Below are 12,739 nucleotides of genomic sequence, written 5' to 3'. Positions count from 1 at the left end.
GATCACCAAGCACGACGACGAGTGCCGCCCCACAGGTCGACCAGCCCGCTCACCGCCCTGTCGATCTCCAGGGCACACTCGTACAGCTCGTCGCGCGGCCTGCCCCAGGGGTCCGGGATGTCGTCCTCGGCCGGCGGGACGGGGGCCGCGGCGCCGCGGCGGGTTGCCGCGGCCTGCACCACGGCGCCGAGTTCACCCCCGCTCCCCGCACCCTCTCCGGCCGCGAGGCGCACGAACTCCTTCAGGGTGAAACAGCGCCGCATCGCGGACGGCGCGAGGCGGACCGCTGCCTCCCGGTGCTCCCGCGCGAGCCCGAGAACCAGCGCGGCGCCTTCCACGAGCTGCGCGGTGAGCGGGCGAGAGGCGAATCCGAAGGCGTCGCCGCCGAGCTCCTCCAGGACCGCCTGGGTGGTGCCCTCCATACGGGAGCGATGCCACGCCTCGGTGCCGGCGCTCTCCGGCCGCAGGACCGCGCCAGGCGGCAGCCTCGCCGCCAGCAGGCGCTCGGCGAGCACCGAGCGGTGCACGTTTCCGGTACAGACGAAAAGGATCCGAGTCATTTCCCGTCCGTGGGATTCGTCAGCGCGGAAGCGCCCCTCCCTTCCAGAAGGGCCGACATGCGGGGAGCGGGCAGCTCGCCGTGCTGCCCGTAGGCGCCATAACCGCCATAGCGGCCGCCCTTGGAAACCGGAGCCATGCTGAACACCGTGCCGAGCACGCGCACGCCCACGCGCTCCAGTGCCTCCGCGGCGGTGCGCACCTGATCCCGGCTGGTCTTCGCGGCCCGTACGACCAACAGCGCGCCCTGCGCGAGGGAGGCGAGTCCCACGGTGTCGGCGACCGGCAGCAGCGGCGCGGTGTCGACGACGACGACCTGGTACATGTCCGCAAGTTCGCGCAGCACTTCTTCCATGCGCGCCGAGCCGAGCAGTTCCGCGGGGTTGGGCGGAACAGCGCCGCTGGCAAGCACCGAGAGTCCGCCGGCGACCTCCTGCATCACGTCTTCGAGACGGGCCTGGCCGATCAGCACCGTGGTGAGGCCGGCGTCCTGGACGAGGCCGAAGGTCGGGGCCACGCACGGGCGGCGCAGGTCGCCGTCCACGAGGCAGGTGGAGACGCCGCCCTCGGCGAGTGAGAGCGCGAGGTTGATCGCGGTGTTCGTCTTGCCCTCACCGGGCACCGAACTCGTCACCACGATGATCCGCGGCGGATCGTCGACCTGCGAGAACTGCAGGTTGGTGCGCAGCTTGCGGAACGCCTCGGCGCGCGTGGAGTGCCCGTCGGCACTGACGAGCGGCTGCCGTGGGGCGTTCCTGTCGTACGGAATGGTGCCCAGGCCGGGCAGGGAGATGAACTCGCCCACCGCCTCGCTCGACTTGAACGTGGTGTCGAGCGTCTCGCGCAGGGCTACCAGGCCGGCGGCGAGCAGCAGCCCGCCGAGCACACCCGCGGCGAGGTTCAGCAACGGGCGGGGCGTCGCGGGCCCGGTGGGGGCGATGGCCTCCTGGGTGACGCCGAGGGAGACGGGGGACACCGGTGCCGCGCCGTCGCCCTTGGCGCCCTTCTCGGACCGAGGCGAGCGGACCGAGCTCTTGGGGGTCTCCAACTGCTCGATAACCGAACTGAACCGTTTTGCCACGGCATTGGCGATGCGCGCCGCCCGCTGCGGGGCGGTGTCCCGGACGGTGATGTCGATGAGAACGGTCTTGAGCGGGACGACGGCGGTGATCCGGGATGCCAGCTCCTCCGGGGTCGTGCGCAGCCGCAGCTGTTTCACCACGGGAGCGGTGACCTGACGGGTCCTCACGATCTCGGCGTACGACTGCACACGCGCCTGCGAGAAGGTCTGCCCCTGATTCAGATCGACGGTGTCATCGCCGGTGCGGGTGGCGACGAAGAGCTGCGTCCGTGCCTCGAACACAGGGGTGCTCAGGCTCGTCACGGCGAGCGCCGCCCCGACCGCGAGAACCAGGCAGACCACGACCGTCGGCCAGCGTCTGGCAAGAGCCTTCAGGAATCCTTGGAGATCCAAGCTGTACCCCTCACAGGACTGAGAGAACTACCCGAATTGGGGCTTTCCGTTCCCTATGGACGCAGTCGACCATAAGGACTCGGACGCCCCGAGCGGGGGAGCCACCCCCTCACCACCCCCTCGAACGACTCTTGCGATACACAGCGCGCTAGCAGAGCCTCACCCATTCCAGCGACTTCCGCGCCGATGCGTCATGAAATGTCGCGATATGCGACTAATTCCATATATCCAGATCTTGGTGCCCATATGCCACGCCATGGTCGCCGCAGGCCCAGGCCAGGACCCAAGTCGAGGAGACTGAGGAAGATGACAGCATCGCGCAGGTGGCGAGCCGCACTGGCATCAGCGGCATCGACTGCCATTCTCATCGGAGCCCCGTTGATCGGGGCCCAGGCCGCCTCGGCGCAGCCATACCCGCCGCCGCCCCCACCGCTGTCGGTCAGCACCACCCTGGTGACAGCCGGAGGCTCGTTGACCTTCAGCACCCTCCCCGGCATGTTCACCCCGAGGGCCGACGTCACGGCGCTGATGGAATCAACCCCGGTCGTTCTCGGCCACTTCCGAGCCCTGGCCGACGGATCGGCTGCCGGGACAGTGACCATCCCGGCGAACACCGTCACCGGCTGGCACCTCTTCCGGCTCACCTCACGTCGCCCTCACCCGAGCATCGGCGTCAACATCTTCGTGCAGGGCGGACTGACGCCCAGTCAGCCCCCGAGGCCGCCCCACCACCCCGGCAATCCCGGACACCACGAGGGGCCGGGACACGGCGGGCACAACGGACCCGGCGTAGCGACCAACGCTTCCCTCGAACTCGCCGCAGCCGCCGAGCCGGCGCACGGCCCACAGGCGGACCGGAGCGATAGGAATCTCGCGGCGACGGGCAGTGACAAGTCCCTGGTGATCGGCGGAGCCGCGACCGCCCTTCTCGTGGCGGGCGGTGGCACGATGCTGACCGTTCGCCGTCGTCGCAGTTCCTGACGGATCACGAGTGCGCATGTGGCGGCCACGGCGTTCCGGCAGGGCGGCGGGCCGTCGCCTCGTCCTGGCCTACACCTTGCCGGCCGTCGCCGCGCTGCTGGTCACCGGCTCCGGCCGGATCGCAGCCGGCGCGCTGCTCACCCGACCGGAGCCGCTCGCGGCCCAGCGGGCCGGCAACGCGCTGTCCGCCGATCCGGCCGGCCGAAGCCACATGGGCGGGCCTCAGGCCGACTCCCACGGAGTCGAGCATCTGCGGCTGAGGGTCCTCGAAACCCTCCCCCACGACCCGAAGTCGTTCACCGAGGGCCTGGAGATGGCGGGCGGCACGCTTTACGAGGGAACCGGGCTGTCCGGCCGGTCCGCCGTACGGTCCGGTCCCCCTGGCAAGCCGGCCACTTCCCGCGCCGGCCTTCCCGCTCCTCTCTTCGGTGAGGGGATCACCCTGCTGGGTCGGACCCTGTGGCAACTGACCTGGCGGGACGGGGTCGCCATCGAGCGGGACGCGACGACGCTGAGGGAGCTGCGTCGCCTCCCCTACCCCGGCGAAGGCTGGGGCATCTGTTTCGACCGCCTCAGGCGGCGGCTGGTGACGAGCGACGGGTCGGCACAACTGACCTTCCGCGATCCGCGCACCCTCGCGAAGACGGGCGAGGTCACCGTGACCGAAGACGGCCGGCCGGTGACGATAGTGAACGAGCTGGAGTGTGCCGGCCGCGCCGTCTACGCCAACGTGCTGCCCACCGAAAGGGTGGTGCGCATCGACCCCGTCACCGGCACGGTGACGGCGAGCATCGACGCGTCCGGCCTCCTGCCCGCCGACGAACTCGTCCCCGGCTCCGCCCTGAACGGCATCGCGGCCGTCCCCGGAACGGACCAGTTCCTCGTCACCGGCAAGTTCTGGCCCAAGATGTTCCGTGTCGCCCTTGTTCCGGCACCGTCACCCACCCGAACCGCCCGCTGAACCGGCGGCGGGAGGTGACTCCTTCCGGCACAAGACGCTCCGCGTCGGCCCGCCGCCCACGGGTGACCTGATCACGCTGTCCCCGCACGAGCCAGGTCCCTGTACAGCCCTTCGAGTTCGGCGACCTTCAGGGAGCCGCGCTCGGTCCGGCTGATCAGCTCACGATTGGCCAGACGATCCGCGGCCTCCAGCGGCCCCGTGCCTGAGAGAGCATCAGCCAACGACCCGACCAGCGGATCGGGAAGCAGGTCCGCGAGCAGGCCGTCCGCCACCAGTTCCCGGTAGGGCGCGATGTCGGAGAGCAGCAGTCGGCACCCGGCAGCCGCGGCTTCGAGCACCGATGAGCTTCGCTGGTCGGCCCCGGGAACCGAGATCGCCGCATCGCTCGCGCGCATCAGACCGAACACCTCGGCCTGGCGGAGCGGCTGGTCGATGACGGTGACCCGGCCGGCCAGCTGCTGTGCTCGGGCGCGCAGAGCGTCGAGATATTCCTGCTGCGCACGTCCGGCGGCGGCATGAGCCGGCCGGTGCCCCGCCAGCAGCACGAGAAACAGGTCGGTCCGGACGCGTGCGACACGCGTGAACGCCGCGAGAATCTCGTGGGTCCGGTAGACCTCCGACGTGCTGCGGACCGACAGCACGACCGTGGCCCCGGCCGGAATGCCGTACCTCGCGCGCGTCGTCCGGGGATCGACGTCGCTCCCGGCATCCAGCAGCACGTCCGGGACTCCCCAGGACAGAACCGTGATCCGTGAGCGGAGAACCCGGTAGCGGCTCTCGACGTGCTCGGCCACCTCCCGGGAGGTCGGCACCACGCGGTCGGCCCGCCGGAGGGCCAGCCGGGCGACCGACGCCCGGCCGGGATGCCGGTCCGCCGCCCGCAGTTCAGAGCCCCACGGAGTGATCACCACCGGCACCGCCGGGCCGGCCGGCAGCAGAAGGGAGAGCGCCCCGTGCAGGCCGAGCGAATGGACATGGACGACATCCGGCCGCACCCTGCGCATCTCGCGACGCAGCCAGTGTCCAGCGCGCACCGCCCGCAGCGGCAGGCACGCTCCCGGCGGGACGGAGACGGCTCGCCAGCCCTCGGGACGCAGACCCGGCTCATGCCAGCTGCAGACGGTGACCTCGTGCCCTCGCACGGCCAGGTCGTCCGCCCAGCGCCGGGTGTGCGCCGACGTGGCCGGCGCGAGCAGGGCGACGCGCAGCGGCGCGGCGGGCGGACCGCCCGTGCCCAGCCGTCGCACGACCTGATCACGATCCGGCACGGCGCTCCCTGAGCACGAAACGTCCCTTGCCCACCGCGGCTCGCAGCCGTCCGGCGGGGCTCCGCGTGTAGCGGTCCCAGGTGGTCGCCACCGCCGGCCATCGCGGGTCGGCGAGCACTCCTCCGGCCGCGGTCAGCAACGCGGTGTGCAGGCAGTGGTAGGCGAGACTGGCGGGCGCCGGGTGCCTGAGGTCGTATCTGGTCCAGTACCCCAGGTCGAACTCGGCCAGCGAGTCGCGGAGCCGGTCCGCCGCCCGCTCGTGGACAGCCGTTCCCTGATGACGGCTCAGCTCACAGAGCCCGAAAAGGGCGAACACCGCGCCGTTGAGGATGTGGCTGACCGGTTCCGAGGGACACTCCTCGAGAAAAGGACGCCCCAGTCGGTCGTAATGCGAGCAACCGCCCGCGGCCAGCGGCCGGAGCATCAGTTCCGCCGCACCCTCACTCGCGTCGAGAAAGGACCGCTCGCCGGTCGCGGCATACCCGCGCAGCATCACGGACACCGCCAGGCCCTGGGCCATGGCCGAGTACCAGCCCGGGCGCACCCCGTAGCGGGGCACTGGCACGGGATAGCGCCAGCCGCCGTTGCCGTCCTGGCCGGCGCGCAGCCAGCGGGCCTGGGTCAGCAGAGCCTGAATGCCCGTCGTCCGTTCGTCCGGGACCGCGGGGCGTCGGCTGCCGGCGAGCGCGCCGGTGTGCTGTGCGAGCGCGTAGAGGCTGACCGAGACCGGGTTCCGGTAGGTCTCACCGGTCGCGGCACGGGTCACCACCAGGCGCTCGTGGTCGAGCACGCTCCCGGCGGTCATCGGCCGCAGGTCGAGCGGGTACCTGCCCGGCCGGCCGGCCGGCGTGTCACCCCGCAGCGCCGTCACGTCGACCGGGAAGCTCGGCCGCCGCAGATCGCGTACCGCCTTCCCCGCCATACCGACCAGCGTCGTTCCGGCCCGCATCCTGTCTTTCACGCCGGTCTCCCCCCGCGGAGCGGCCCGCGCTGCCCCCGTGCGGCCAGTGCTTCGTGGTACAGGTCGTTCACCTGGCTCACGGTTCCGGCGATGTCGAACTGCCGGAGCGCGAGTTCACGGCCGCGGCCGGCCATGCGCAGACGCTCTGCGGGGTCGGCGAACAGGGCGTTCACGGCCTCTGCCAGTGCCGTCGGATCGGCGGGCGGGACCAACAGGCCGGTGCGGCCGTGCCGGACGGTGTCCGGCAGGCCACCGACCTCGGTCGCCACCACGCCCTTGCGCATGAGCAGCGCCTCCACCACGGTGTAGCAGGCGGACTCGTCCATGGACGGGTTCACCAGTACGTCCAGCCCGGCCATGACGGAGCTGACGTCGGACCGGAAGCCGGTGAACCTGATCCGGTCGGCGACGCCGAGCCGGGCGGCGCGGCGTTCCAGCTCGCGCCGGTACTCCCCGTCACCGATCAGCTCGTCGCCGACCACGAAGAACCTGGCTTCGGGGTTCTGCCGCAGGATCAGCGGGACGGCGTCGATGAAGACTTCATGCCCCTTGACGCCGACCTGACGGAACTCCCGCAACTTGCTCGGATACATGTAGGCGACCATGCCGACGGCCGGCGTGTCGTCGGCGAGCCCGAACTCACGGCGGAACGGCTCCGGCGAGGTAGCCGGGTCGAAGCGGTGGACGTCGCAGCCGTAGTAGCTGACCGCGACCGACCGCGCACCCATGGCCCGGTAGCGGTGTGCGATGGCCCGGCAGGACCCGAGCACCAGATCGTCCCGGCGCAGCGAAAGCCACTCCAGGATCCGGAAGGGCGCCATCCGTAGATGCACCAGTCCGGGAACCTGCGACACGACCAGCGCCGAACGGTGGCCGGCCGACGCCACTCGGGCCGCGAGCATGGCGATGATCAGATGCGAATGGATGACATCCGGCTTGTACTCCCGGACGAACTTCGTCAGCCGCCACTGCGCAGCCATCAGCCCGGGCAACTGTCTGATCCGACGGGACAGTCCGAACGCGATGATCTCCACGCGGACGCCCCGGATCTCGCGCAGCCGGTCGGCGAGCGGGCCCTCGCGGGGCAGCACCGCGCACACCTCGTTGCCCAGCTCGGCCAGGCCGCGCACCTGATCGTGGAACCAGCTCCCGCCGACGGCGGTCGAGGTGATCTGCAGGATCCGCAGCGGCCGTGGGGGTTTCCCGATCTCGGACGTACTCATCGCGCCACCGCCGCGGATGCTCGTGCCGCCACCGACACCGACACCGACGCCAAGACCGGCGCCGGCAGCCGTGGCGGCGCCGGTGGCGGCAGCGGCGTCGGCGCCTCGGCCGCACCCGGCCTCGCAGCCAGGATGATCAGCATCAGACCGGCCAGCAGAGGAGGAACCAGCAGGACCTCGCCGAACAGCGAGCAGATGCCCACCCCGATCATGGCGAGCAGCGCCGCCTCTCCCGCGGGATCACCGGAGCGGATCGCGCGCCGGGCCCGTCGGACGCCGAGCACGGCAAGGGAGCCGACCCCGACCGCGCCCACCAGGCCGGTCTGCGAGAGCACTGTCAGGTAGGTGTTGTGCGCGAATTCCAGAAGCGGCAGCTGTAGGAACATGACCTCGTAATCACCGGTGGCTCGGTAGTAGGCGGGCAACTGGTCGGCGAAGTTGAGATAGCCGACGCCGAAGACCGGGTGCGCCTCGAACATCCGCAGTGCGCTGCTCCACAGATCGATCCGCACCGCGGAGTTGGCGTCGGGAGCGCCGCCGAGGATCGAGCCGAACCGGGCGGCGATCGCGGCGGGCAGCAGCGGAACCAGACAGGCCGCGCCGACGCCCAGGGCCAGGACGCCACGCAGCGACCTGCGTGCCGCGTAGAGCGCGATCACCGCGATCCCCGCGAGATAGGCCTCGCGGCTCAACGAGTACGCGACGCCCAGGGCGAGCGTGACGACCCCGGCGCCGGTCGCCAGCCGCGGCAGGCCCTTGCGGACGGCGGAACAGCGCCGGAGCAGGACCGCGGCGGCCATGACGAACAGGGCGCCCACGGCGTTGTGGTTGGCGGCGCCCTCTTGAGTGATGGCCAGAACGGCGGTGTCGGCAGGGGTGAGATCCCCCTTCATGGCGAAGACGGATCCCGCCTGAACGATTTCGATCAGGGCCAGAATCACGCTGCCGCAGCAGAACACCAGGAGCGCCCGGTCGAGAGCCGGTCCCGGTCCGGCGATCAGTGGCACAAGCAGCAGCGGCGCGCACACCAGCAGCAGGTACTGCCAGCTGCCGGCGCCCAGCAGATCGTCGTCGCCGATCACGGCGCCGGCGGCGACCAGATAGCCGACCGTGCCGACGGTGATCAGGGTGCCGATCAGCTTCGGCCATGCGATCTCCCTGCCGCGGACGACGCGGCCCACCAGGCAGACGACCATCAGAGCGGCCAGCCGTCTCGGACTGATCAACGAGGTGCCGGCGTCCGACTGCGAGAGCGGGATCGCGGCTGCGAGCACGTACAGACCCGCGTCCGGGACCAGCAGACAGGCCAGAACGAGGATCGCGGCACCGACGGCGCCGAGGGCGCCGACGACGTCGGCCGGGCTGAGGGCGGGGCCGTACGCCACGGCGACACAGCCGGCGCCCGCCACCGTCACAAGTCCCGCCGCGGCCATGGGCACTCGGCTGAACACAAGGGACCCGGCCTGTCTCGGGTACGCCCCCCGCAAGCGGTCGCCGACCGTCTTGACGGACCGTCGCCCGGTCGACGGGCGCGCAGGGGCGGTCCTCCTCCCCAGGGTGGCGGGCTCGGCCGGACGGCGCCGGCGGACGCGGAAGCCCAGCCGCGCGCCGCGGCCGATCAGCACCGCGAACACGAGGTACCCGGCCGAGTCGGCCGCGCCGGCGCCGACCGCGGCATAGCGGGGGGTCAGGACCGCGAGCAGCACGACATTGACGATCGCACCGATCACGGTCGCCGCGATCACCGGCCTGAGCAGGTCGGCAGCCGCCAGGTACGCCTGGAGCGAGCGGCCCATGCTGAACAGCACCAGGCCGGGCAGCATCGCCCAGATCACGTGCACGGCGCCGAAGTACGGCCGCCCGTAGACCGCCGGGATCAGGACGGGGGCGAGCGCCGCGGCCACGGCGGCCGACACGGCGGCGGCAGCGAACACGGTCCGGGCGATCCTGGCCGCCGCCCGGGCGTCGACGGCGCCCGACGTGACCGCGGGGAACATCACCAGCGCGACCGCACTCGGCAGCAGGAACATCGCCTCGGCCAGGGGCAGCGCCACGGCGTACATGGCGACAGCCGAGGCCCCGGCCAGCAGCTGGATCACCGGAACGTCGAGGCGCAGCAATCCGTAATGGATGAGATTCGGGAGATAGGCCTTGATGGCGAAGCTGCCGAAGGTCCGGGCGGACACCGGTTCACCGTCGTCGTGGACCCGGGCGGTGGCCGCGATCAACAGCGTCCCGGCGCAGAGCAGTTGCCCGGCCAGCGCCGACAGGAAGCAGCTCATGGGGGTCAGCGATCCAGCGGCGAGCAGGCCGCAGACTCCGACGAGGTGGCAGACCGCGGGGACGCTGCTCACGAGGTTGTACGTCCTGACCCGGCCCCGGCCGATCTCCGCCGTGCCGAGCAGCGTGGTCAGCAAGGTCACCGGGCACATGACGGCAGCGGCCACCGCCGACCCGAACGGCACGCCGAGCAGCGCGACCGGCCAGAGACGACCGACCAGCAGCCACAGCCCCGCCAGCGCCGAACCGGGAACCAGGGAGAACACCACGCTCCAACGGACGATCTGCCGGAACGCGGTGTGCGAGGTCCCGGCGAACCGGGCGTTGGCGTTGTCCATGCCCAGGACCGCGACGATGCTGAGCACGGTGGGGACCGAGATCATGACCGCGAACGTGGCCCTGCCCTGCACCCCCAGGTCCCGGGCCGCGATGACGCCCGCCGCGAAGCTCATCGCCGTTGCCAGCACTCGCGTGGCCAGCGTTCCCCCGATCGCCGCCGGGCTTACCCCCGGCAGCCGGACGCGGAGACTTCTCGTGATCGACAGCACCAGGGAATGCCCTCCGGAGTCGCAAGTCGGGAACGGTGCTGCTGGGGGCGGCGGATGCTCTCGACGCCTCGGCATGCAGGCACAATGTAGCGGCATGAGTAGCGGAAAGTAGCCATGAGAACACGTTGAGTAGTAGGTTTCTCGAAAGCCGGGCCGGTCACCGTCGGCATGGCCGGACGCCCGGGGAACGGCCTCTGCGGCATTGACGACCAGGCGGGACGGGGAAACGCAGTTGGGGAGGCGCCCATCGCGGTCGGCGCTCGTCCGCGGTTCGTCGAGCCGGCTCGTGACGCGCGGCAGCTCGCCCGGTGACGGCACGGCCGCCGTCAGGATCGCCGTCAGGCTCATCGACGAACCTCACGGGGCCGGTGCGAGCTCACTCCCGGCCGCCGTCGGTGGCGGGGCAGCTTTCGGCGGAGGTGAGGACATGAGGATCTGGATCTTCAACCACTACGCGGCGCCGCCCGACTGCGCCGCCGGCACCCGGCATTACGAGCTGGGCCGGGTGCTGGCGGCGCGGGGGCATGAAGTCACCGTCTTCGCCAGCAGTTTCAGCCATTTCAGCAGGCGCGAGGAACGGCTCGCGCCCGGCGAGAAAGGGGCCGTCCGAACGATCGACGGCGTCCGCTTCGTCTGGGTGCGCACGCCGCCCTACACCAGCAACGGGTACGGCCGTGTGCTGAACATGATCCATTACGCGGTCCGGGTGCTCTCGGCACAGCGCCGCCTGAACCGGCCGGATGTGATCGTCGGCTCGTCCGTGCACCTGGCCGCAGTGCTCGCCGCCTGGCTGGCGGCCCGCAGCCGACGTGCCCGCTTCGTCGTCGAGGTACGCGATCTGTGGCCGCAGACGCTGATCGACATGGGCGCGCTGCGCGCGAACGGCGTGCCTGCCCGGCTGCTCCGGCTGGCCGAGTCCTTCTGCTGCCGGCGCGCGTCTTCCGTGATCTGTCTGCTTCCCGGCGCCGCCGGCTACCTCCAGTCCCGTGGCGTGCCGGCCGACAAGATCCACTACGTGCCGAACGGGATCGCCGACCACCCCCGGCCGGGGGATCCGGTTCAGTCGGCCGACCGGAGCACTCCGGCCCCCGGGAACCAGGCCGCCGACCTGATCGACCGGATCAGGCGCTTTCGCAAGGATGGCTGTCTCACCGCCGGCTACATCGGCTCGCACGGGCCGGCCAACGGGGTGGCGACCATCGTCGCGGCCGCGGCGGAGCTGCGAGCAGCCGGCCGCCCAAAGGTGGCCGTGGTGATGGTCGGCGACGGCCAGGAGAAGGCCGCGTGCGAACGGCTCGCGCACCGGCACGGCCTGGACAACGTGCTGTTCTGGCCGCCGGTGCCGAAGCGGGCCGTGCCGGACGTGCTGGCCGAGCTGGATGTGACGTTGTTCTGCCTGCGTGATGTCGCGGTCTTCAAGTACGGCCTGAGCAGCAACAAGCTGTTCGACTACCTGGCGTCCGGCAAGCCGGTGCTGTTCGCGAGCAACGCGCCCGGCAGCCCGGTACACGCATCCGGCGGCGGCGTGTGCGTGCCCGCCGAGTCACCGGCGGACATGGCCGGCGCGCTGGCCGGGTTGGCCGCGATGAGCGGGACCGAGCGGGAGCGGATGGGCGAGCGCGGCCGCCGCTGGGTCTACCGGCATCACGGCATGACCGCGCTGGCGGACGCGTTCCTCACCGCCGTCTCGGAACCGGCGAGGGGCGAAGGGCCTGTGACGGAGGGGCGGCTGTGACGCTGCACATCGTGGGTGCGGGAGGCTTCGGCAGGGAGACGCTGGACGCGGTGCGGGCGGCAGCCGCGACGCCCGAGGTGGTCTTCGTGGACGAGCACCCGGCAGCCGCTGCGCTGGACGGCTGTCCGGTGCTGCTGCCGGGCCAGCTGGCCGCGTCCGGCGGGCAGCGGGACGAGTTCGTGGTCGCGATCGCCGACGCCGACGTGCGCCGCAGGCTGGCCCGGCAGTTCGAAGGTCGGGGCCTGCGCGCGGCGACAGTGATCGACCCGCGTGCGATCGTCTCCCCCGGCGCCAGGATCGGGCGCGGCTGTGTCGTGCTCGGCCAGACGTTCATCTCCACCGGCACCGTCCTCGGCGCACATGTCCAGGTCAACTATCAGGCCAGCATCGGTCACGACACGGTGCTCGAGGATTTCGTGACGATCCTGCCGGGGGCCAATGTCGCCGGCAGCGTGACCGTCGGCGCCGGGTCCACGGTCGGCAGCAACGCCGCCGTGCTGCAGGGCCGCCGGATCGGGCCGTCCGTCATGGTCGGCGCCGCGGCGCTGGTGACCCGCGACGTCCCCGCCGGTCAACTGGTCGTCGGCATCCCCGCGAGGTCCCGCGGATCGGCCCGGTCGTCGGCGCCCGAGCCCCACGCCGCTCAGCCGGGCCCGAAGACCGGCCCGGAAGCCCTGACCGTCAGCCCGGACCGTCCGGCCTGAGCAGGGGATCCGTGAGCTGCCACGGCGGCGACTCGGTCCGACGGCT

The 12,739-nt window shown here is 71.6% G+C and carries 10 protein-coding genes; 4 read left to right on the top strand and 6 right to left on the bottom strand.

What is annotated here, in order from left to right; genetic code table 11:
• Window positions 1-2: 2 nt before the first annotated feature.
• A complete protein-coding gene (locus tag IE239_RS13705; protein ID WP_190149559.1) occupies window positions 3-560 on the bottom strand; it encodes an arsenate reductase/protein-tyrosine-phosphatase family protein in 558 nt (185 codons plus the stop codon).
• Window positions 557-2,032 (bottom strand): tyrosine-protein kinase domain-containing protein, encoded by a 1,476-nt coding sequence (locus tag IE239_RS13700; RefSeq protein ID WP_190149558.1) that lies wholly within the window; start codon window positions 2,030-2,032, stop codon window positions 557-559. The genes IE239_RS13705 and IE239_RS13700 overlap by 4 nt, the downstream gene beginning before the upstream one ends.
• Before the next feature lie 495 nt (window positions 2,033-2,527).
• Between IE239_RS13700 and IE239_RS13695 the strand changes: the two genes are divergently transcribed.
• Together IE239_RS13695 and IE239_RS13690 are read left to right on the top strand one after the other, a co-directional pair.
• Complete coding sequence (locus IE239_RS13695) at window positions 2,528-3,013, top strand: LAVTG motif-containing sortase-dependent surface protein (protein ID WP_190149557.1); 486 nt, start codon at window positions 2,528-2,530, stop codon at window positions 3,011-3,013.
• A 16-nt stretch (window positions 3,014-3,029) separates the two neighbouring features.
• Window positions 3,030-3,974 (top strand): glutaminyl-peptide cyclotransferase, encoded by a 945-nt coding sequence (locus IE239_RS13690; RefSeq protein WP_190149556.1) that lies wholly within the window; start codon window positions 3,030-3,032, stop codon window positions 3,972-3,974.
• Between the two features lie 71 nt (window positions 3,975-4,045).
• On the opposite strand, the gene IE239_RS13685 is transcribed toward IE239_RS13690, so the two are convergent.
• The 4 genes from IE239_RS13685 to IE239_RS13670 are packed head-to-tail and all read right to left on the bottom strand — an operon-like array spanning window position 4,046 to window position 10,602.
• Window positions 4,046-5,242 carry a glycosyltransferase family 4 protein gene (locus tag IE239_RS13685; RefSeq protein WP_190149555.1) on the bottom strand — a complete coding sequence of 399 codons (1,197 nt, stop codon included), beginning with the start codon at window positions 5,240-5,242 and terminating at the stop codon, window positions 4,046-4,048.
• Window positions 5,229-6,203, bottom strand: a complete 975-nt coding sequence (locus tag IE239_RS13680) for a D-glucuronyl C5-epimerase family protein (protein WP_190149554.1) — start codon at window positions 6,201-6,203, stop codon at window positions 5,229-5,231. The genes IE239_RS13685 and IE239_RS13680 overlap by 14 nt, the downstream gene beginning before the upstream one ends.
• Complete coding sequence (locus tag IE239_RS13675; RefSeq protein WP_190149553.1) at window positions 6,200-7,426, bottom strand: glycosyltransferase family 4 protein; 1,227 nt, start codon at window positions 7,424-7,426, stop codon at window positions 6,200-6,202. The genes IE239_RS13680 and IE239_RS13675 overlap by 4 nt, the downstream gene beginning before the upstream one ends.
• The gene (locus tag IE239_RS13670) at window positions 7,423-10,602 is read right to left on the bottom strand and encodes an O-antigen ligase family protein (protein WP_190149552.1); all 3,180 of its coding nucleotides are present in this window, start codon (window positions 10,600-10,602) and stop codon (window positions 7,423-7,425) included. Before IE239_RS13670 ends, IE239_RS13675 begins: the two co-directional genes overlap by 4 nt.
• A 79-nt stretch (window positions 10,603-10,681) precedes the next feature.
• On the opposite strand from IE239_RS13670, the gene IE239_RS13665 reads away from it, so the two are divergent.
• Entirely contained in the window at window positions 10,682-11,989 is a 1,308-nt protein-coding gene (locus tag IE239_RS13665) for a glycosyltransferase family 4 protein (RefSeq protein ID WP_190149551.1), read from the top strand.
• Window positions 11,986-12,693, top strand: coding sequence for an acetyltransferase (locus IE239_RS13660; protein ID WP_190149550.1), 708 nt, complete (start codon window positions 11,986-11,988; stop codon window positions 12,691-12,693). The genes IE239_RS13665 and IE239_RS13660 overlap by 4 nt, the downstream gene beginning before the upstream one ends.
• Window positions 12,694-12,739 lie beyond the last annotated feature (46 nt).

Source organism: Streptomyces humidus, assembly GCF_014649655.1.
Lineage (GTDB): Bacteria > Actinomycetota > Actinomycetes > Streptomycetales > Streptomycetaceae > Streptomyces > Streptomyces humidus.
This window is presented reverse-complemented; position numbering and strand designations above follow the sequence as displayed.